At 66.6% G+C, this 19,347-nt stretch carries 19 protein-coding genes; 8 read left to right on the forward strand and 11 right to left on the reverse strand.

The window, feature by feature from the left end; all coding sequences use genetic code 11:
* On the forward strand, positions 1-543 hold the full coding sequence (locus AD89_RS18975; protein ID WP_231488748.1) for a GNAT family N-acetyltransferase: 543 nt from the start codon (positions 1-3) through the stop codon (positions 541-543).
* Between the two features lie 4 nt (positions 544-547).
* On the opposite strand, the gene AD89_RS0116835 is transcribed toward AD89_RS18975, so the two are convergent.
* Positions 548-1,024: a MarR family winged helix-turn-helix transcriptional regulator gene (locus tag AD89_RS0116835; protein WP_231488750.1), complete on the reverse strand. Its 477-nt coding sequence runs from the start codon at positions 1,022-1,024 to the stop codon at positions 548-550.
* Positions 1,025-1,166: 142 nt separating this feature from the next.
* Between AD89_RS0116835 and AD89_RS18980 the strand changes: the two genes are divergently transcribed.
* On the forward strand, positions 1,167-1,442 hold the full coding sequence (locus AD89_RS18980; protein ID WP_025780717.1) for a hypothetical protein: 276 nt from the start codon (positions 1,167-1,169) through the stop codon (positions 1,440-1,442).
* 149 nt (positions 1,443-1,591) lie between these two features.
* On the opposite strand, the gene hemQ is transcribed toward AD89_RS18980, so the two are convergent.
* From hemQ to hemE, 3 genes are read right to left on the reverse strand one after another with little or no spacing between them, the layout of a single operon-like run.
* Positions 1,592-2,302, reverse strand: coding sequence for a hydrogen peroxide-dependent heme synthase (gene hemQ / locus AD89_RS0116845; protein WP_025780719.1), 711 nt, complete (start codon positions 2,300-2,302; stop codon positions 1,592-1,594).
* Between the two features lie 22 nt (positions 2,303-2,324).
* On the reverse strand, positions 2,325-3,740 hold the full coding sequence (gene hemG / locus AD89_RS0116850; RefSeq protein WP_025780721.1) for a protoporphyrinogen oxidase: 1,416 nt from the start codon (positions 3,738-3,740) through the stop codon (positions 2,325-2,327).
* A 4-nt stretch (positions 3,741-3,744) separates the two neighbouring features.
* On the reverse strand, positions 3,745-4,791 hold the full coding sequence (hemE, locus tag AD89_RS0116855) for a uroporphyrinogen decarboxylase (protein WP_025780722.1): 1,047 nt from the start codon (positions 4,789-4,791) through the stop codon (positions 3,745-3,747).
* Between the two features lie 168 nt (positions 4,792-4,959).
* Between hemE and AD89_RS0116860 the strand changes: the two genes are divergently transcribed.
* On the forward strand, positions 4,960-5,574 hold the full coding sequence (locus AD89_RS0116860) for a DUF3000 domain-containing protein (RefSeq protein WP_025780724.1): 615 nt from the start codon (positions 4,960-4,962) through the stop codon (positions 5,572-5,574).
* Positions 5,575-5,591: 17 nt separating this feature from the next.
* Positions 5,592-6,743 (forward strand): HRDC domain-containing protein, encoded by a 1,152-nt coding sequence (locus AD89_RS0116865; protein ID WP_025780725.1) that lies wholly within the window; start codon positions 5,592-5,594, stop codon positions 6,741-6,743.
* A gap of 23 nt (positions 6,744-6,766) precedes the next feature.
* Here the strand turns inward: AD89_RS0116865 and dxs are convergent, their stop codons facing one another.
* Together dxs and acnA are read right to left on the reverse strand one after the other, a co-directional pair.
* Positions 6,767-8,707 (reverse strand): 1-deoxy-D-xylulose-5-phosphate synthase, encoded by a 1,941-nt coding sequence (dxs, locus tag AD89_RS0116870; protein WP_025780727.1) that lies wholly within the window; start codon positions 8,705-8,707, stop codon positions 6,767-6,769.
* A 328-nt stretch (positions 8,708-9,035) separates the two neighbouring features.
* Positions 9,036-11,720 carry an aconitate hydratase AcnA gene (gene acnA, locus AD89_RS0116875; RefSeq protein WP_025780729.1) on the reverse strand — a complete coding sequence of 895 codons (2,685 nt, stop codon included), beginning with the start codon at positions 11,718-11,720 and terminating at the stop codon, positions 9,036-9,038.
* 308 nt (positions 11,721-12,028) lie between these two features.
* Between acnA and AD89_RS0116880 the strand changes: the two genes are divergently transcribed.
* Positions 12,029-12,223 (forward strand): hypothetical protein, encoded by a 195-nt coding sequence (locus tag AD89_RS0116880; RefSeq protein WP_025780730.1) that lies wholly within the window; start codon positions 12,029-12,031, stop codon positions 12,221-12,223.
* On the opposite strand, the gene AD89_RS0116885 is transcribed toward AD89_RS0116880, so the two are convergent.
* Both AD89_RS0116885 and AD89_RS0116890 read right to left on the reverse strand, forming a co-directional pair.
* A complete protein-coding gene (locus AD89_RS0116885; RefSeq protein WP_025780731.1) occupies positions 12,213-13,598 on the reverse strand; it encodes a class I SAM-dependent RNA methyltransferase in 1,386 nt (461 codons plus the stop codon). The two genes, AD89_RS0116880 and AD89_RS0116885, sit on opposite strands and share 11 nt — an antisense overlap.
* Before the next feature lie 7 nt (positions 13,599-13,605).
* Positions 13,606-15,516, reverse strand: a complete 1,911-nt coding sequence (locus AD89_RS0116890; RefSeq protein ID WP_025780732.1) for an APC family permease — start codon at positions 15,514-15,516, stop codon at positions 13,606-13,608.
* Between the two features lie 136 nt (positions 15,517-15,652).
* On the opposite strand from AD89_RS0116890, the gene AD89_RS0116895 reads away from it, so the two are divergent.
* Together AD89_RS0116895 and AD89_RS0116900 are read left to right on the forward strand one after the other, a co-directional pair.
* A complete protein-coding gene (locus AD89_RS0116895) occupies positions 15,653-16,327 on the forward strand; it encodes a potassium channel family protein (protein ID WP_025780734.1) in 675 nt (224 codons plus the stop codon).
* Entirely contained in the window at positions 16,324-17,010 is a 687-nt protein-coding gene (locus AD89_RS0116900) for a potassium channel family protein (protein ID WP_025780735.1), read from the forward strand. The genes AD89_RS0116895 and AD89_RS0116900 overlap by 4 nt, the downstream gene beginning before the upstream one ends.
* Positions 17,011-17,087: 77 nt before the next feature.
* On the opposite strand, the gene AD89_RS0116905 is transcribed toward AD89_RS0116900, so the two are convergent.
* From AD89_RS0116905 to dut, 3 genes are read right to left on the reverse strand one after another with little or no spacing between them, the layout of a single operon-like run.
* The gene (locus AD89_RS0116905) at positions 17,088-17,465 is read right to left on the reverse strand and encodes an OB-fold nucleic acid binding domain-containing protein (RefSeq protein WP_025780737.1); all 378 of its coding nucleotides are present in this window, start codon (positions 17,463-17,465) and stop codon (positions 17,088-17,090) included.
* Between the two features lie 6 nt (positions 17,466-17,471).
* A complete protein-coding gene (locus AD89_RS0116910) occupies positions 17,472-18,308 on the reverse strand; it encodes a DUF3710 domain-containing protein (RefSeq protein ID WP_025780738.1) in 837 nt (278 codons plus the stop codon).
* 6 nt (positions 18,309-18,314) lie between these two features.
* Positions 18,315-18,788 (reverse strand): dUTP diphosphatase, encoded by a 474-nt coding sequence (gene dut, locus AD89_RS0116915; RefSeq protein ID WP_231488757.1) that lies wholly within the window; start codon positions 18,786-18,788, stop codon positions 18,315-18,317.
* A gap of 64 nt (positions 18,789-18,852) precedes the next feature.
* On the opposite strand from dut, the gene AD89_RS0116920 reads away from it, so the two are divergent.
* Positions 18,853-19,308, forward strand: coding sequence for a DUF3093 domain-containing protein (locus AD89_RS0116920; protein WP_025780740.1), 456 nt, complete (start codon positions 18,853-18,855; stop codon positions 19,306-19,308).
* Positions 19,309-19,347 lie beyond the last annotated feature (39 nt).

Consider the following 19,347-nt stretch of genomic DNA (forward strand, 5'->3'; position numbering starts at 1 on the left):
GTGACAGCTGCTCCTCGCATCACCGAGGCGACCGCGGCGACCGAACCGGTCGTGAAGACCTTCGACCAGCTCCTGCCCGCAGAGCTCTACGGAATCCTGCAGCTGCGCTCCCTCGCCTTCGTCGTCGAACAGGAGTGCGTGTTCCTCGACGCCGATGGAGTCGACACCCTGCCGGAGACGCTGCACTTCTTCTACCCGCGACCGGCCACAGCGATGTCGGACACTCACGGTGCCGAGCACGGACGCGATCTCTCACCATGGGCCTACGCCCGGCTGCTCCCGGCTGACGTTCCCGACGGACCGGCCGCCCGGCCCGGGGCGCGCAGCATCAGTCGCGTTGCCACCCACCCCGACGCCCGCGGTCAGGGCTGGGGCCGGCGACTGCTCGGCGACATCGTCGACGCCTGGTCGGCCACACCGCTGACGCTCAATGCGCAGTCGCACCTCGGCCGGCTGTACTCGTCCTTCGGCTTCGTCCCGAATGGTCCCCGCTTCGACGAGGACGGGATCGAACACACCCCGATGGAGCGCGCGGCGGGCTGATCGTTCAGTCGTCGGCCTCGGCCGCAGCGTCGACGGAGGCGATGATCTTCTGCATCACCGCGTGCAGTTCGCGCACTCCGTCGACGTCCATGCCGAGCTTGGCCATCATCGTCCCGGGAATCGCCTCGGCGGTCCTGCGCAGCTCAAGGCCGGTGGCGGTGAGCGTGACCTCGACGATCCGCTCGTCGCTGCCACTGCGCGTCTTCGTCACATAGTCCAGCGCTTCGAGGCGTTTGACCAGCGGAGACACAGTGGCAGGTTCGAGGCGCAGCAGCCGGGCGATCTCACGCACCGGCAGCCTCTCGTGCTGCCACAGCGCGAGCATGACCAGATACTGCGGATGGGTCAGGCCGAGCGGTTCGAGCACGGACCGATAGGCACCGATCACCCCGCGGGAGGCCACCGCCAGAGCGAAGCAGATCTGACTTTCCAGCGCCAGCGGGTTGTCCAGCGGCTCCATCGAAGCTTCGGATTCCAGCATCGTGTGTCGTCGATCCTCCGCCTCGGCAAACAGGGCGTGCACCCTCTTCAGGAATTACTTAGTGCACTAATGATTAGTGTACACTAACAGTGAAGTCTGACCGTCCGAGCCCATGCGGCACCACGTCGATAGGATCCCCTCTATGTCGTCCTCCTCGCAGCCTTCCGCCGATGGTTCCGAACGCAGGCAGGACCGTTCGGCACGGAAGGGCGATCAGTATCCGGGTTCTCAGCGCGGGGTGGGCTGGCTCAACAATTTCTTCCGCAAGATCGTCGGCCCGGCACAGGTCGACAACACTCGTCCGGGCGGATACTTCGAGGACGAGACGCTGCGGCATCAGCAGCTCGATGCCATGGGGCTGGAGATGCGCACCGACGCCAACGGCCACTCCTATGTGGTCAAGAAGGGCAGCAAGTAGCCGACGAAGGGCAGCAGGCAGCCGCCGGCGCCTCCGCCGACCACGCGAAGGGCCGCCGCACCGAATCGGTGCGGCGGCCCTTGCTCGCGGTCTCAGACCCTGCCGACCTCAGCCCCGTCCTCGGCCCCGGCGGGGCGGACGACGCTCGGTCAGCGCCAGTCGGAGATGATGTCGACGAGTTCGCGACGCGGTCCGGTGTAGAACGGAACCTCTTCACGCACGTGCAGGCGCGCCTCGGTGTTGCGCAGGTCGCGCATGAGGTCGACGATGCGGTGGAGCTCGGCGGCTTCGAAGGCCAGCAGCCATTCGTAGTCGCCGAGAGCGAAGGACGCGATCGTGTTCGCCTTGATGTCCTTGTAGCCGGCGGCGGCCATACCGTGGTCGCGCAGCATCGTCGCCCGTTCGGCGGGGTCGAGGAGGTACCAGTCGTATGACCGCACGAACGGGTACACGCAGATGTAGTCGCCGGGTTCCGGATCGGTCAGCAGAGCCGGCAGGTGTGCCTTGTTGAACTCGGCCGGGCGGTGGATTCCGACGACGGACCAGACGGGTTCGAGCACTCCGCCGATGAGGCTGCGACGGATCGCCGAGTACGCGGCCTGGACGACCTCGATCTCGGGGGCGTGGTACCAGAACATGACGTCGGCATCGGCGCGCAGAGCGGAGACGTCGTAGATTCCGCGCACGATCAGACCGCGTTCGGCCAGGGGCGCCAGAGCCGCATGCAGCTCATCGGCGAGTTCCCTGCGATCGGCATCGCCGAGCTCTGCCGCTGAGGCGAAGACGGAGTAGGCGATATACCGTGTCTGCTCGTTCGCTTCGTCGATCTGGGCGTCGGTGGGCTGAGTGTATTCGCTCATATCTGCTCCTTCTGTCTTCTCTTCATTCTGAAGTGTCACGGTCGTCATCGGCAGGTCGGTTCAGTCTCTGGGCAGCTGCGTCCGCGCGGGCGATGCAGGCGGGAATGCCGACTCCGCCGAAGGCGGATCCGGCGAGTTCGAGGCCGGGCAGGCCCGCGATCTCCGCGTCGACGGCGGCGATGCGTCCGGCATGGCCGGGCAGGTACTGCGGCAGTGCGGAGTCCCAGCGCTGAACTTCCGAGCCGAGCAGCTGCGACTCCGGGCGGGAGGTGATCGTCTGCCAGTCGGCGAAGGCTCGTCGGATGATCTCCTCATCGGACAGACTGCTCCACACCTCGGGCCCGTCGCCGAAGCGTCCGATGCTCATCCGTACCAGGGCCGTCCCCGCGGGGATGTGGTCAACCGTCCACGGCCACTTGTTCGACACGAATGTCGAAGCCTTGATGAATGTGCCCTCGGTCGCGGGCACGAGGAACCCCGACCCCTCCAGCTCGATTCCCCCGAGGTCGACGAGAGCGGCAACCAGCGCAGTGGAGGCAGAGGGAATCTCGCCGAGGCGACCCGCCGATTCCGGGGCCACTGGCCTCAGCAGCCCGGCGGTCACTTGCGCGGGCGTGGCGAGGACGAGCCCATCGGATTCGATGTCGCCCCCCTCACCGCGGACGATCCACTTCTCACCGTCGCGGTCGATCCCGGTGACACCGGCACCGAGGCGGACCGTCCCGCCGCCCAGCACGATCGCCTGATGCAGGGCCGGGATGAGGCTGTTGATTCCGCCTTCGAAGCTCATGAACACCGGTTCCGGGCTCCCGGCCGACGCCGCCTGGGCGTCGCGGGCGGCGAGGAGCCGCGCGACGAGATCGAGCACCGAGGTGCCCTCGACGGCTGCGGGCAGCAGTGCGGGCACCGTTTCGGCCAGGGACAGGTCCCGGCAGCGACCGGCGTACACCCCGCCGAGCAGCGGATCGACGAGTGCGTCGACGATGGTGCCGCCGAGGCGCTCGGACAGGAAGTCCCCGAGTGAGACGTCGTCGGCACCCAGCGGGGGTGTCAGTCGCTCGGCAGCCAAGCGAGCGGCCGCCTCGGCGCCGATGAGGGCTTCGACCTCGGAGGCCTCGGCGGGCACCCCCATGATCGTGCGTTTGGGGATCGCATGCAGATCTCCCCGACTGAGCACCTGCGAACTGTGCTGAGTCGAGGGGAACACGGAGTCGAGGCCGAGTTCGGCGGCCAGGCCCTTGGTCTCCGGACGACGGTTGAGACTCGCTTCGGCTCCGGTGTCGATGCCCACCGGCACAGCATCATCGAGCGTGGTTGCTTTCAGACAGCCGCCGAGGCGGTCGCCGGCTTCCAGCACGGTGACTCGGTGGTCGGCGGAGAGTCGGTAGGCGGCGACGAGGCCGGAGATCCCTCCCCCGACGACGGTGATCTCACTCATCGGATCAGCCGCGGCCGCCGAGGATCTCTGCCGAGACGCGGTGGACGAGGTCGACGACGCGACCGGGCACCTCGGGGTCGGTGTCGGGCAGGACCCCGTGGCCGAGGTTGAAGACGAATCCGCGATCGAGTTCGAGTCCCGTGCGCACGATCGCCTCGACGCGGGCGGCCAGCGCCTCCCACGGGGCGAAGAGCAGGGCCGGGTCGAGGTTGCCCTGGAGCGCCTGACCGGGGTTGACCCGCGTCGCGGCATCGGCGAGGTCGACGCGGAAGTCGACGCCGACGGCGGTGGACCCGGCACGAGCCATGGAGCCGAGCAGTTCACCGGTCTGGACTCCGAAGTGGATGCTGGGCACATCGTGGCCGGACAGCGCGTCGAAGACCGCGGTCGAGTGTTCGAGGACCTGGTTCTCGTAGTCGTCGCGAGCGAGGTAGCCGGCCCACGAGTCGAAGAGCTGGAAAGCCTTGGCACCGGCGTTCAGCTGCACGTCGATGAACGTCGCCGACATCTGCGCAAGCTTGTTCAGCAGCGTCGAGAACGCCTCGGGGTCGGAGACCATGAGTGATTTCGTCTTCTCGTGGTTCTTGCTCGGCCCGCCTTCGATGAGGTAGCTGGCCAAGGTGAACGGAGCGCCGGCGAATCCGATGAGCGGAGTGGCCTCGCCGAGTTCGGCGGTCACCCGCTGGACCGATTCGGCGATATCGGGGATATCGGCGGCGTCGAGTTCGGGCAGGGCGTCGATATCGGCGCGGGAGCGCACCGGGGAGGCGATGACCGGCCCGACGCCGGGAACGATCTCCACATCGACACCGGCGGCGTGGAGCGGAACGACGATATCGGAGAAGAAGATGGCCGCGTCGACACCATGGCGGCGGACCGGCTGGAGGGTGATCTCGGAGACCATCTCGGGGTCGCGGCAGGCGTCGAGCATCTGTGTGCCTTCGCGCAGCGTACGGTACTCGGGCAGGGAGCGGCCGGCCTGCCGCATGAACCAGACGGGAGTGTGCGAAACCGGCTCCGAACGCAGGGCGGCCAACAGGGGTGATGTCATGGGGTCATCTTCCCATTCTTCGATCGCTCATGCCCACTCGGCGGCGGTTTCAAGACGGCTCGTCTTACCGTCTCAGCATGCGGCCGAGGACACGGACCGACGGATTGTCCCAGGCCGCCTCGGCGTGGATGATTCCCCTGCCCGCATGGCTGATCTATCGTGGCGACTGTGGTCAACACCTCACCTCTCAATCGCATTCCGGCGGAGTTCTCCGCCGTGACGTCGGTGCTGCGTCAGGCGCGCAGCACGAACAACGTGTCGATCTCCGAGATTCCCGCCCCGGCCAGACTGGCCCCCTACTCCTATGCGCTCGGGGCCGAGGTCAGCGCCGATGAGACGTTCCTGCGGGCCAGCGGCGAGACCATCGACGAACTCGCGACCGGCCGCATCGTCGTCCTCTTCGATCCCGCCGCCCCGGAGGAATGGGAAGGGTCGTTCAGGGTGGTCTCCTATATCCGCGCCGAGCTCGAACACGAACTCGGCAATGAGACGATGCTCGGGCACGTCGCGTGGAGTTGGCTCGAAGATGCCCTCGACGCCAACGACTGCCAGGTGCTCGCCGCCGGTGGGACGACCACTCGGGTGCTGTCCGAGAGCTTCGGCACCTTGGCCGATCGCCCGGCCACGATAGACTTGGAGCTGCGCGCCTCGTGGACACCCGTGATTGACGAGCCGGATCTGATCGGCAATCACTTCGAGGCCTGGATCGATCTGCTCAGCACAGTCGCCGGACTGCCACCACTTCCTGAAGGAGTCACAGCCCTGCCCGGGCGCCGTCGATGACAACTGAACTACCGCTTTTGGAAACACCCGCGAACGGCATTCCCGACGTCGTCGACACCCCAGAGGACCTCTCCTCCTCGATCGCCGGTCTGGCCGCCGGTCAGGGTCCCGTCGCCATCGATGCCGAACGCGCGTCCGGAATCAGATACGGTCAGCGCGCCTTCCTCGTGCAGCTGCGCCGTGAGGGTGCAGGCACATTCCTCCTCGATTCCGAGACGCTCGGGGATCTCAGCGGCCTCAACCCGGCCCTCGGAACCGATGAGTGGGTCATCCATTCGGTGACGCAGGACCTGCCGTGCCTGCAGGAGCGCGGGATGCGTCCGGCCGCTCTGTTCGACACCGAACTGGCCGCGAGGCTGCTCGGGTGGGAGAAGTTCGGTCTGGCCGCGGTCGCCGAACGCACCCTGGGTGTGCGGCTGGCGAAGGAGCATTCGGCCGCCGATTGGTCGACGCGTCCGCTGCCGAAGGAGTGGCTGAACTATGCCGCCCTCGACGTCGAAGTGCTCTTGCCGATCCGCGATATCCTCCACCAGCAGCTTCTCGACTCCGACCGGTGGGAGTTCGCGCAGCAGGAGTTCACCCACCTGCTCGATTTCACGCCGAAGCACTTCGCTGAGCCGTGGCGCCGCACGCACGGACTGTCGAAGATCAGGTCCCGCCGGGACATCGCCCGGGTCCGTGAACTCTGGCAGGCCCGGGATTCCATGGCGCGTGAGGCCGATCTGGCTCCCACGAAGATCCTGCGCGATCGTGAGCTCGTCGCCCTCGCACAGTCAGGGGTGAAGTCCAGCGACGATATCCTGGTTCAGTGGCGCAGGCTCTCCCGCGCCGAGGCGGCCCGACTCTTCCGTGCCTACCGCAAGGCCTCCCGGTTGGGTGCCGACGAGCTGCCGGGACGGTCCGAGCGCGGACGGTCGAAGCGCAGCGAGTTCAATCCGGCGGAACTCAAGGAGCGGGTGGCCGCTCTCAAGTCCGCGATGTTACAGCTCTCCGAGGAGCTGACGATCCCCCACGATATTCTCCTCCAGCCGGCAATCGTGAAGTCCCTGGTTGCGGAGTCGAACGTCGATGTCGAGGATTACCTCGCCGAGGCGGGGGCACGGCCCTGGCAGATCGAGCTCAGCGCCCCTGTGCTGAAGAAGACCCTGGCCGGGCTCCCCCAGTCCTGACCGTCACGCTCAGCCCTGAGACCTCACACCGCGCGGCGGGAACTCTGATCGGCTCGATCGGCCACCTCGGCGGGCAGGGCCTTGAGAATTTCGGACACGATCGTGTCGACATCGAGGCCCACCTCGGTCAGGATCTCTCCGCGTGTCCCCTGCGGCAGGAACTCATCGGGCACGCCGAGCTCGAGCACGCCGATCCGCGAATCGGCTTCGCGCAGGTCGTGCCGGATCTGCGAACCCACACCGCCGATCTTCACCCCGTCTTCGATGACGGCCACGAGGCTGTGGTCGGCGGCGAGGTCGACGACGGATCCGGGCACGGGCAGCACCCATCTGGGATCGATGACCGTCGCGCTCAGTCCCTGCTCGCCCAGACGGTCGGCGACGTCCCCGGCCAGCGTGGCGAAGGGCCCGACGGAGACGATGAGCACATGGGGCCTCGACCCGGCCGGCCCCTCACGGAGGATGTCGACGCCGTCGTCGAGCCGCCTCAGCGCGGGGATGTCGGCACCGACGCTGCCGCGGGGAAATCTCACCACGGTCGGGGCGCCCGAGACGGTGACGGCTTCGCGCAGCTCTTCGGTCAGCCGGGCGGCGTCGCGGGGTGCGGCCAGGCGCAGTCCGGGGACGACGCGCAGCATCGCGATGTCCCAGATTCCGTGGTGGCTGGCTCCGTCCGGGCCGGTGATTCCGGCACGGTCGAGGACGAAGGTCACGCCCTGACGGTGGAGAGCGACGTCCATGAGCACCTGGTCGAAGGCGCGGGAGAGGAACGTCGAGTAGATGCACACGACGGGGTGGAGGCCTCCGTAGGACAGACCCGCGGCGGAGGCGACCGCATGCTGTTCGGCGATGCCGACGTCGAAGACGCGGTCGGGGAACTCCGCGGCGAATTTCGCCAGCCCCACGGGCAGGAGCATGGCCGCGGTGATCGCGACGATGTCCTCGCGCTCTTCGGCGAGTTCGCAGATCTCGGTGCCGAACACGGAGGTCCATGATGTCGATTTCGACGGTGTCGACCTGCCCGTCACGGGGTCGATGACGCCGACGGAGTGGAATTGGTCGGCGTCATCGTTGACGGCCGGGTCGAATCCGTGGCCCTTCTGCGTGATCATGTGGACGATGACAGGACCGCCGTCGAACTGCTTGGCCAGCTGGAGAGCCTTGTCGACCGAGGACTGATCGTGTCCGTCGACGGGGCCCAGATATTTGATGCCGAGTTCGTCGAACATGCCGGTCTCGGGTGGGCTGACCATGTCCTTGAGTCCGCGTTTGACGCCGTGGATGGCGCTGTAGGCGGCGCGGCCGGGTCGGCCGGATTGGCGCAGTGTCTCCTTGCCCCAGGTCAGGAGCCTCTCGTAGCTCGAGGTGGTGCGCAGTTCGTCGAGGTGGGCGGCGAATCCACCGACGGTCGGGGCATAGGAGCGGCCGTTGTCGTTGACGATGATGACCAGCCGCCTGGGCGGGGTGGAGGTGTCGGCGGCGATGGTGTTGAGCGCTTCCCAAGCCATTCCCCCGGTCAGGGCCCCGTCGCCGATGACGGCGACGACGTGGCGGTCGTCCTCACCCTTCAGCTGACGGGCCTTGGCGATGCCGTCGGCCCAGGACAGCGAGGCCGAGGCGTGGGAGTTCTCGACGACGTCATGATCGCTCTCGGACCGGCTCGGATAGCCGGAGAGTCCGTCACGCTGCCGCAGGGTGGCGAATTCCTCCCGGCGGCCGGTGAGCAGCTTGTGCACATATGTCTGGTGGCCGACGTCGAAGATGATCGTGTCGCGCGGCGAGTCGAAGGTGCGGTGGATGCCTATGGTCAGTTCGACGACGCCGAGGTTGGGACCCAGATGCCCGCCCGTGCCGGACACGGTCGTGATGAGGTAGTCGCGGATCTCTTTGGCCAGCACGTCGCATTCCGACGCGTCGAGTCGACGCAGATCGGCGGGCGAGCCGAGGGATTCGAGAAAGGTCATGCGGCCTCAGTTCTGACGTCATCGTTGGCGGACAGATTCCATTCGCCCCATCCTATCGCGCACGGGTGAGTCGCTCACCCTATTGGGCGCGTGCCGGCCCTCGCCGAGGCGACCGACCACCAGCGCACGGATTCCCGCGGACGGTGCCGGGTGTCGAGCGAACGGCAGGCTCGATGCATCCGGGGACGACGAAGGCCGGTGGGACGTATCCCACCGGCCTTCGGTCCATCTCGGTTCAGCGCCTCAGCGCGAACCGACTGCCGCGAGTCGCAGACTCACAGCTCAGCCTGGTGCGGCGAAGTCGCCGCTCAGGCCTCGTCTCCTGTGATCAGGCTTCTGCGAGCTGACGCAGAACGTACTGCAGGATGCCGCCGTTGCGGTAGTAGTCGGCTTCACCCGGGGTGTCGATGCGGACGACGGCGTCGAATTCGACCTTGGTGCCGTCTTCCTTCTCGGCGGTGACCTTGACGGTCGCCGGGGTCCTGCCCTCGTTGAGCTCCGTGACGCCTTCGATGGAGAAGGTCTCGGTGCCGTCGAGTCCGAGCGAATCAGCGGATTCGCCGGCGGGGAACTGCAGCGGCAGAACGCCCATGCCGATGAGGTTCGAGCGGTGGATGCGCTCGAAGCTCTCGGTGATGACGGCCTCGACGCCGAGCAGCTTCGTGCCCTTGGCGGCCCAGTCACGTGAGGATCCCGAGCCGTACTCCTTGCCACCGAGGACGACCAGCGGGGTGCCGGCGGCCTGGTAGTTCACGGAGGCGTCGTAGATCGTCGTCTGCGGTCCGCCCTCCTGGGAGAAGTCGCGGGTGAAGCCACCCTGGACTCCGTCGAGGAGCTGGTTCTGCAGACGGATGTTCGCGAACGTTCCGCGGATCATCACTTCGTGGTTGCCGCGACGCGAGCCGTAGGAGTTGAAGTCCTTGCGCTCGACGCCGTGCTCGACGAGGTACTTGCCGGCCGGGGTGTCGGCCTTGAAGGAACCTGCGGGCGAGATGTGGTCGGTGGTCACCGAGTCGCCGAGCTTCGCGAGCACGCGGGCGCCCTTGATGTCCTTGACGGCTTCGGGCTTGAGACCCATGCCGTCGAAGAAGGTGGGCTTGCGCACGTAGGTCGACTCGTCGTCCCACTCGAAGACCTTGCCTTCGGGGGTGTCGAGCTGCTGCCAGCGCTCGTCACCGTCGAAGATGCGACCGTATTCGTTGTCGAACATGTCCGTCGAGATCGAATCGGCGATGACGGACTCGACCTCGTCGGGCGTGGGCCACAGGTCGGCCAGGTAGACGTCGACGCCGTCCGAGTCCTTGCCCAGGGGCTGGTTCTCGAAGTCGAAGTCCATGGTGCCGGCCAGTGCGTAGGCGATGACCAGCGGAGGCGAAGCGAGGTAGTTCATCTTCACATCCGGGCTGATGCGGCCCTCGAAGTTGCGGTTGCCCGACAGGACTGCGGTGACCGAGAGGTCGTTGTCCTGGATGGTGTTCGAGATCTCCGAGTCCAGCGGACCGGAGTTGCCGATGCAGGTGGTGCAGCCGTAGCCGACGATGTAGAAGTTCAGCGCTTCGAGGTCCTCGATGAGGCCGGCCTTGTTGTAGTACTCGGTGACGACCTTCGAACCCGGTGCGATCGAGGTCTTGACCCACGGCTTCGAGTTGAGTCCGCGCTTGCGGGCATTACGTGCCAGCAGGCCGGCGGCCATCATCACCGAGGGGTTCGAGGTGTTGGTGCAGGACGTGATCGAAGCGATCGCCACGGCACCGTTGGCCAGCTCGAAGTTGCGTCCGTCAGCGGTGCTGACGTCCACGGACTTGTTCTCTTCGCCGGGAGCGGCGTAGTTGTGGATGTCCTTGGCGAACTGGTTCTTGGCGTCGGAGAGCTCGATGCGGTCCTGCGGGCGCTTCGGTCCGGAGATCGAGGGCACCACGGTGGACAGGTCGAGTTCGAGGTACTCGGAGTACTCGACTTCGTTGTCCGGATCGTGCCAGAGTCCCTGCGTCTTGGCGTAGTCCTCGACGAGCTGGATCTGCTCGTCCGAGCGGCCGGTGAGCTTGAGGTAGTCGATGGTGACTTCGTCGATCGGGAAGATCGCGGCGGTCGAACCGAACTCGGGGCTCATGTTGCCGATGGTCGCACGGTTGGCCAGCGGCACCTCGGCGACGCCCTTGCCGTAGAACTCGACGAACTTGCCGACGGCGCCGTGCTGACGGAGCATATCGGTGATCGTGAGCACAACATCCGTGGCCGTGACACCGGAGGGGATCTCACCGGTGAGCTTGAAGCCGACGACGCGCGGGATGAGCATCGACACGGGCTGGCCGAGCATGGCGGCCTCTGCCTCGATGCCGCCGACGCCCCAACCGAGCACACCGAGGCCGTTGACCATCGTGGTGTGCGAGTCGGTGCCGACGAGGGTGTCCGGGTAGGCCCGGAGGACTCCGTCGACCTCGCGCGGCATGACCACGCGAGCCAGGTGCTCGATGTTGACCTGGTGGACGATGCCCATGCCCGGAGGCACGACCTTGAAGTCTTCGAATGCGGTCTGGCCCCAGCGCAGGAACTGGTAGCGCTCACCGTTGCGCTGGTATTCGATGTCCATGTTGAGTTCGACGGCGTCGGCGGTGCCGAAGCGGTCGATCTGTACCGAGTGGTCGATGACCAGCTCGGCCGGAGCCAGCGGGTTGACCTGGTCCGGGCTGCCGCCGAGCTCGACGACCTTCTCACGCATGGTGGCGAGGTCGACGATGCAGGGCACGCCGGTGAAGTCCTGCATCACCACGCGGGCCGGAGTGAACTGGATCTCCGTATCGGGTTCGGCATTGGGGTCCCAGCTGCCGAGGGCTTCAATATGTTCCGAAGTGATGTTGGCGCCGTCTTCCGTGCGCAGCAGGTTCTCCAACAGCACCTTGAGGCTGAAGGGAAGCTTCTCCGACCCTTTGACCTGATCCAGGCGATAGATCTCATAATCCTTATCGCCGACGGTCAGGGTGCTCTTCGATTTGAACGTATCGACGTTGCTCATCGTGATTCTCCTGTTTCATCCGATACTCATCCACGAAACCGGGCCCGTCCGACTCGACGGTCGGACCCTTGCATCGCGCACCGATTTACGCGACACATATGTTTCCAAAAGTATCTTGACGTCAAGATAAATTCTATCGTATTTGAGGGGCTTTGACCACCATGGCACACGGACGAACGGAGCCCGGCGATCGGGTTTTCCGCACGTCCTCGTGCGGGCGTCACCAGGGCCGCGGCCGGGCCTGACGGCCTAGCGTGAGACGCACAGTCGAACGCATCGCACCAGCGTGTCACCACCGAGGAGTTCTCATGGACCCGTTCACCATAGGCGCCGGATTCGGTTTCGGCGCACTGCTCGTCGGCATCATCTTCGCCGTCGTCTGCAGCTCGTTCGCGAAGGAGAAGGGCCGGTCGGGCGGCTGGTGGGGGCTGTGGGGCTTCCTCACGACGTTCATCGCCCTCATTGCGCTCGTCCTCCTCCCCCGCCGCCCGGTCACCGTCTGAGGACTGTGATGGTCTCCAGGTGCGCGGTCAGCGGGAAGAGGTCGAAACCGGTGAGGCTCTCGATCGCGAATCCCCCACCCGTGAGAGCTGCGAGGTCCCGGGCCAGCGTGGCCGGGTCGCAGGAGACGTAGACGACGGTGCGGGCGGAGGATTCGATGATCGCCGAGGCGACCTTCCTCCCGGCGCCCGCCCGCGGCGGGTCGAGGATGATCACGTCCGAATCGGGCAGTCGGGCCCGGTCGACGCCGAGCGCGAGGAAGCGGGCCTCGAGATCGGCGGCGTTCTCGCGCGCATGCGCGATGGCCGCGGCCACCCCTTCGACCCCGAACAGGGGTGCACCGGTGGCCCGGGCCGCAGCGATGCCGAGGAGTCCGACCCCGCAGTAGAGGTCGGTGATCGCATCGACATCGGCAGGCAGTGCTGTGACGACCTCCGAGCTGAGCAGTGCGGCCGCGCTCCGGTGGACCTGCCAGAAGCCGTCTGCGCCGACGGCGAAGTCACGACCGTCGACCGTTTCGGTCAGGGTGGACTCACCGCGGAGGACTCGCAGCGGACGCGCAGACGCTTGGGCGCGCCTGCGCCCACGGGGACGGCCACCGCGGCCACGGCCACGGCCGTTCTCCGGTTCGGCCGCCTCGGCGAGGAGTGAGAAGGAGGTCGGCAGCCAGGCTTCGATTGCGTCGAGGACCTGCGCGGTGGGCCGACCGCGGACGATGAGCGCACCGCGGTCACCGGCCCACGCGAATTCGAGCCGGCGCACCCCCGGCGCATGCAGCCCCGCGATGTCGAGCTCGTGCAGGGGCCCGGCGGCCAGGGGCGGCGTGGTCACGGGGATGACCTCGTGGGATCTGGGGGCGAGCATTCCGGCGCGGCCGGCATCGTCGACGGCCAGCTGCACACGTGTGCGCCAGTCGGTGCCGTCGGTCTCGCCCGGCGCGGGCAGCACCTCGGGGTCGGCGTCGATGTGGCCGATGCGCTTGAGCTGGTCGTGCAGCACCTCGGCTTTGAGAGTGCGGGAGTGGGCCAGGTCGACATGGGCGAATTCCATGCCGCCGAATCCGGCCGACCCCGGCACGGGCCGACCACCGCTGCCCGCAGCGGATCCCGCACCGGAGCCGTCGGCCGGTCCGGTGGAGACATAGTCGAGGCGACGGTCGGGCACGCGATGGGCAGAGGCCTCGACCACCTCGGTGACGGTCGCGCGGAGGAATCGGGCGGGCGGTCCCGCCTCGGTGCGGACTCGGACCTTCTCACCGGGCAGGGCTCCGGTGACGAAGACGACCTGGCCGTCGTGTCGGGCGATGGTGGTGCCGCCGGCCGCCGGTGCCTCGATGTCGAGGGTGAGTTCCCTGGCGGGAACCGAGGTGTCGCTCATGCGTGTTCTATGCCTGTCTGTACAGCTGGGTGTCGGCGTCGGGGCCGTCTCCGCCGTACTGTCGGGAGAAGGATTTCAGTCGCCAGGGCACGGAGACCACGACGACGTTGGGCACCAGCAGCAGTCGGGTGCGCAGTTTGAGAGCCACCTGGTTGTGCAGGATGTGCTCCCACCAGCGGCCGACGACGAACTGCGGGATGTAGACGATGACGAGGTCTCTGGGCGATCTGCGGCGGATGGCGAGGATATGGGCGAGCATCGGGCGGACGAGTTCGCGGTACGGCGAGCCGAGCACGGTCAGCGGCACCGGCAGCTCCATCTCGTTCCACCTCTTCTGCAGACCGGCCGCGGCCTCTTCGTCCACGGCCACGGTGACGGCTTCGAGCTGGCTCGACCGGGTCACTCGCGCGTAGGACAGGGCCCGCATCGTCGGTTTGTCGATTTCGCTGACGACGACGATGGCGTGGGTGTTCGACGGGATCGTCCGTGAGTTCACATCCGCATCGGGGGCGAGCTCGCGGGCCACTCGCGAATAGTGACGGTGGATGGCCCCCATGACGAGGTAGAGCCCGGCCATGGCGGCGACGGCCAGCCAGGCTCCGGCGAGGAACTTCGAGACGATGACGACGATGAGGACACCGGCGGCGAGCACACAGCCGACGGCGTTGACGACCCGGTTGACATGCATCCGCATCCGCGTCTTCGAGTCGATGACCAGGCGCAGGCGTTTGCGCCAGTGCAGCACCATTCCCGCTTGGCCGAGGACGAAGCTGACGAAGACCCCGACGAGGTAGAGCTGGATGAGCACCGTCGCCGAGGCGGAGGTGGCGATGACGAGGACGATCGCGGCCGCGGCCAGCAGCAGGATGCCGTTGGAGAAGGTGAGGCGGTCGCCCTTCGTCGCCAGCTGCCGCGGCAGGAATTCGTCGCGGGCCAGTCGGGAGGCCAGTCCGGGGAAGCCCTCGACTGCGGTGTTCGCCGCAGCGATGAGCACGAGCGCGGTGATGAGCACGACGATGAAGAACATCGCCGGCGCGTTGTCGAAGATCGCGTGTGCGAGCTGCGCGAGGACGGGTTCCTGTTCGTATTCGGCGCTGACCGGGCTGCCGTCTGCGCGGACGAGGTAGATATGCGGGTCGTCGACGTATTTGATGCCGGTGACCGATGCCAGATAGGTCAGCCCCGTGAGCATGAGAGCCGCGAGCAGTCCCGACAGCAGCAGGGTGTTGCCGGCATTCTTGCCGCGCGGCTTCTTGAATGCCGGTACCGCTGTGGCCACGGTCTGCACTCCGGCCAGGGCGACTGCTCCGGAGGAGAAGGCGCGGAGGACGATGAGGACGGTGGCCAGGCCGAGAGTCGCCTGGTCGCCGATATTGCTGTGCACGACCGTGTAGTCCGCGGTCTCGGCGTGCGGGGTGTCGCCGAGTCCGACCCGGATGAGACCGACCGACATCGTCAGGAACACCGCGCCCAGGAACAGGTAGGTCGGCACGGCCAGCAGCATCGGAGTGGCTCGTGAGCCGCGCAGACCGGCGAAGCAGATGAGCAGGATGCCGACGATGGCCACGGGCACACGGTAGGGAGCGAGCATCGGGAAGGCCGTGGTGATATAGGCGGCGAAGACCGTCATCGACACAGCCAGGGTGAGCACGTAGTCGACGAGGAGAGCCGCGGCCACCACGAGACCGGCCCCGGAGCCGAGATTCTTCGAGGCCACCTCGTAGTCGCCCCCGCCGGAGGGATAGGCACGCACGTTGATGCGGTAGCAGGCGACGATCACGAGGATGACGATGCCGACGGCCACACCGATCCAGGGGGCCACGGTCAGGGCCACGAGTGAGGTCAGTGACAGTGCCAGCAGGATCTCATCGGGCGCATAGGCCACCGATGAGAGCATGTCGGAGGCGAAGACGGGCATCGCGATGCGCTTCTTCAGCGCAGGCGCACGCCTGTCCTCACTGCGGAAGGGCCGTCCAACGAGTAGTCTTTTGACGGCATCAGAAAAACTGCTGGCCACGGCAACCAATGGTAGATCACTGCGGGAAGGATTACCCATGCACTTCGTGATTATGGGCTGCGGCCGAGTCGGGGCGTCCCTGGCCAAGGCCCTTGACGCGAATGGGCACTCCGTCGCAGTCGTCGACCGGAATCCCGACTCGTTCCTCAAGCTCGGTCGGGATTTCAGCGGCTCGACGATCACTGGGGTCGGATTCGACCGGGAGACCCTGTCCCAGGCGAAGACCGCCGAGGCCTTCGCCTTCGCCGCCGTCTCGAGCGGTGACAATTCGAATATCCTCGCCGCGCGTGTCGCTCGCGAAACCTTCGGCGTGAGCAATGTCGCCGCGCGCATCTACGATCCGAACCGGGCGCAGGTCTTCGAACGGCTCGGCATCCCCACCGTGCCCACCGTGCGGTGGACGGCCGAGCAGGTGATGCGCAAGCTCGTCCCGCAGGGCTCGATCACCGAATACCGTGAGCCCTCGGGCCGACTCGTCCTGGCGGAGGTGCATCTGGATCCGGGCTGGGTGGCGCGGCCGATCAAGGAGATCGAAGCACGGACCAAGGCGCGGGTCGCCTATGTCACCCGCCTGTCAGAGGGCATCGTCGCCCATGATGATCTGCTCCTCCAGGACGGGGATCTCGTTCATCTCATGGCTCCGGTCGACCGCCTCGGCGAGATCGAACGGATCCTCGATCAGCCCGTGCGAACCGTGGAGGAAGAAGAATGAGAGTCATCATCGCCGGTGCCGGTTCCGTCGGACGCTCGGTAGCCCGGGAGCTGCTGGACAAGGACCATACGGTCCTCCTCATCGATCAGAGCAAGGAGGCGCTGGGTCATGAGCGCATTCCGGGCGCCGAATGGCTGCTCTCCGATGCGTGTGAGCTCGCCGGTCTCGCCGAGGCTGGGCTGGAGGAGGCCGATGTCGTCGTGGCCGCGACGGGCGACGACAAGACCAATCTCGTGCTCTCGCTGCTGGCGAAGACCGAATTCGGGGTGCCGCGGACCGTCTCGCGCGTGAACAACCCGAAGAACGAATGGCTCTTCGACGATAACTGGGGCGTCGACGTCGCGGTGTCGACTCCGCGCCTGATGACCGCGCTCGTGGAGGAAGCCGTGGAGGTCGGCGGTCTGGTCCACCTCATGAGCTTCGAACGCGGTCAGGCAGGGCTGCTCGAGTTCACCGTGCACGAGAATGCCGAGCTCGTGGCCGAGCGCGTCGGCGGGATCACCTTCCCGCTCGATACTGTGCTGGTGGCGATCATCCGCAATTCGCGGGCGTTCGCCCCGAGCGCCGATGACGTCATCGAAGCCGGAGACGAGCTGTTCTTCCTCTCCTCCCCCGATCAGGAGCCGGCGCTGCTCGCACTGCTGCAGGAGACCGCGACGGCCGACGGAAACGCCGAGCGCTGAGGCGGCTCAGTCATCGGCGGGCGCGCGGAACGACTCGGCAACTCGGCGGTGGAGACTGACCGGTGTCTGAGGACCGGTCAGTCCTCGGAGTCGTCGCGCGTCTGCAGGAGTTCGTAGACGGGATTGTGTGCGGTGAGCACTCCGTCCTTGCCGCAGAATCGTCCTTCCAAGACGATGAGGGATCCGGGACGGATGCCGCTGATCTCCCGACGTCCGAGGAATTGGGCGCGGGCTTCGCCGGTGCCGTCGGCCACGGTGACATCGAGCCTGGGGCTGTCGGCGCTGCACGACTGGGTCGTCGCCGAGACGACTCCCGCGATGCGTGAGGTCTTTCGCGCCTCTAGCTCTTCGACCGGGATGACCCCGGGAATCTGACTGACCAGACGCAGATCGGCCCGTGCCTCGGCCTCACGGGATCCGAACTCACGCACGAGGCGGGGAATGAGGTTCCGCATCGCCGCTCAGCGGACCTCTGTGATCTCGGGCCCGCGTTCGAAGGGGTTGAGCTCGTCCTCGTCCTTCTCCTCCGTCTTGCTCTGGTCGACCTGCGGGGCGGTCAGGGCGATGAGTTCGCGGGGAGCCATGGCCTCCTGACCGCGGTCGACAACGACTCCGCGGAAGAGTGCGGAGAGTTCGGCGCGCACCTCGTCATCGGTCACGGCCTTGCCGGAGAACACGGCGCGGACGAACCAGCGTGGTCCGTCGATGCCGGCGAAGCGCATGGCGCGTTTGCCGGGACGGCCGGATTCCGTCTTCGCCGGAACTTCTATGGCCAGTTCCTTGCCGAGAGAGGTGTGCAGCTCGGTCGATTCCCCGCCCTGTTTGGTCACGGATTCGGCGAGCTGGCTGCGCACCGTGTTCCACAGGCCTTCGGACCGTGGGGTCGCGAACGCCTGAAGCTGGATGCCTCCGCCGTCGTGGATGAGGGTCACTGCCAGCACGCGCTGGGAATCGTCGTCCGTGTCCAGGCGCACCTGCATTCCGTCGACGACGGGCACCTTGAGTGCGCCGAGGTCGAGGCGGTCGTGTTCGGGATACTCCTCGGAGATGTCGAACGGGCCCTTGTCGGACCGGTCGAAGGGCGCTGACTTCTCCAGCAGCGCCTCTTCCTCGTCGATGTCGTCGGACTCGGTCGCCTCGTCATCGGACTCGGCCGCGTCGATATCGACGTCATCGTCTGCGCGTTCGGCAGACTCGGTGTCGGTGTCTGCATCCTGGGCGTCGAGTTCATCGTCGGCGGTGCGGACGTCGTCATCGGTCGTCGGTGTGGATTTCTTGAACCGGGAGAACAGTCCCATGAGTCCTCACTTCTCCTTTTCGCTGAGGCCGGCGTCGATTCCGCCGGTGGATCCGAATCCCCCGGCGCCACGGGCGCTGTCATCAAGGGATTCGACGATGTCGAAGTCGGCGTGGGCGATCGATTGGATCACGAGTTGGGCGATGCGGTCGCCGCGGACGACGCGCAGCGGGGTCTTCGCATCGAGGTTGATCAGCGGCACCCTGATCTCGCCGCGATATCCGGCGTCGATGGTGCCAGGAGCGTTGACGACGGTGACCCCGTGCTTGCTCGACAGCCCCGAACGCGGGTGGACGAAGGCCGCATAGCCCTCCGGCAGGGCGATCGCGATTCCGGTCGGCACAACACGACGCTCGAAAGGTTCGAGGACGAAGTCGATCGTCGAACGCAGGTCCGCCCCGGCATCGCCCGCATGCGCGTAGGTGGGTGCGCTCATGCCCGCGTCGAGGAGCTGGAGGTTGATCTTCACGGTTTCCGTCACAAAGAAGCACTCTAACGCTCCAGCCTGAGCGTGGCCAATCTTCTCGCTATGGGACAATGGCCCCATGGCAGCAACTCAATCCGGAACCCATGTGGTCTTTCAGGAGAAGGTCCGTCCCTCGATCGGCATGTGGATCCTCGTCGTGGTGGCCGCATTGTCGACGGCGCTCATGGTCATGCCCGTCTGGCAGCTCGGCACCGTCGTCCTTCCCGTCGTCAGCTTCGTCCTCTTCGCCTGGTGGCTCAACTCGCTGACGGTCTCGATCATCGTCACCGAACGTCAGCTGTTCGTGGGCGAAGCGCATATCGACCGCAGGTTCGTTCCGGGCGCGGTCGCCTTCGACGGCGAGGAGGCCCGCCGGGCCCGCGGTGTCGATCTCGATGCGCGCGCTTTCCTCAAGATCCGCCCGTGGGCGAAATCCGTCGTCCGCATCGATCTCGACGATGCTACGGACCCCACCCCGTACTGGCTCGTCTCATCACGCCGCCCCCACGAACTCGCAGCCGCCCTCACCCCCTAACCCCTCCCCTTATTGCTACCTGACGGCGGCCCAGCAACC

Source organism: Brevibacterium sp. VCM10 (genome assembly GCF_000583215.1).
In the GTDB taxonomy this organism is placed as follows: Bacteria; Actinomycetota; Actinomycetes; order Actinomycetales; family Brevibacteriaceae; genus Brevibacterium; species Brevibacterium linens.

Excerpts from the sequence above, each read along its gene's own strand:
- AD89_RS0116835 (WP_231488750.1), bottom strand. The coding sequence starts at position 1,024 with ATGCTGGAATCCGAAGCTTCGATGGAGCCGCTGGACAACCCGCTGGCG.
- AD89_RS18980 (WP_025780717.1), top strand. The coding sequence starts at position 1,167 with ATGTCGTCCTCCTCGCAGCCTTCCGCCGATGGTTCCGAACGCAGGCAG.
- hemQ (WP_025780719.1), bottom strand. The coding sequence starts at position 2,302 with ATGAGCGAATACACTCAGCCCACCGACGCCCAGATCGACGAAGCGAAC.
- hemG (WP_025780721.1), bottom strand. The coding sequence starts at position 3,740 with ATGAGTGAGATCACCGTCGTCGGGGGAGGGATCTCCGGCCTCGTCGCC.
- hemE (WP_025780722.1), bottom strand. The coding sequence starts at position 4,791 with ATGACATCACCCCTGTTGGCCGCCCTGCGTTCGGAGCCGGTTTCGCAC.
- dxs (WP_025780727.1), bottom strand. The coding sequence starts at position 8,707 with ATGACCTTTCTCGAATCCCTCGGCTCGCCCGCCGATCTGCGTCGACTC.
- acnA (WP_025780729.1), bottom strand. The coding sequence starts at position 11,720 with ATGAGCAACGTCGATACGTTCAAATCGAAGAGCACCCTGACCGTCGGC.
- AD89_RS0116880 (WP_025780730.1), top strand. The coding sequence starts at position 12,029 with ATGGACCCGTTCACCATAGGCGCCGGATTCGGTTTCGGCGCACTGCTC.
- AD89_RS0116885 (WP_025780731.1), bottom strand. The coding sequence starts at position 13,598 with ATGAGCGACACCTCGGTTCCCGCCAGGGAACTCACCCTCGACATCGAG.
- AD89_RS0116890 (WP_025780732.1), bottom strand. The coding sequence starts at position 15,516 with ATGCCCGTCTTCGCCTCCGACATGCTCTCATCGGTGGCCTATGCGCCC.
- AD89_RS0116895 (WP_025780734.1), top strand. The coding sequence starts at position 15,653 with ATGCACTTCGTGATTATGGGCTGCGGCCGAGTCGGGGCGTCCCTGGCC.
- AD89_RS0116900 (WP_025780735.1), top strand. The coding sequence starts at position 16,324 with ATGAGAGTCATCATCGCCGGTGCCGGTTCCGTCGGACGCTCGGTAGCC.
- AD89_RS0116905 (WP_025780737.1), bottom strand. The coding sequence starts at position 17,465 with ATGCGGAACCTCATTCCCCGCCTCGTGCGTGAGTTCGGATCCCGTGAG.
- AD89_RS0116910 (WP_025780738.1), bottom strand. The coding sequence starts at position 18,308 with ATGGGACTGTTCTCCCGGTTCAAGAAATCCACACCGACGACCGATGAC.
- AD89_RS0116920 (WP_025780740.1), top strand. The coding sequence starts at position 18,853 with ATGGCAGCAACTCAATCCGGAACCCATGTGGTCTTTCAGGAGAAGGTC.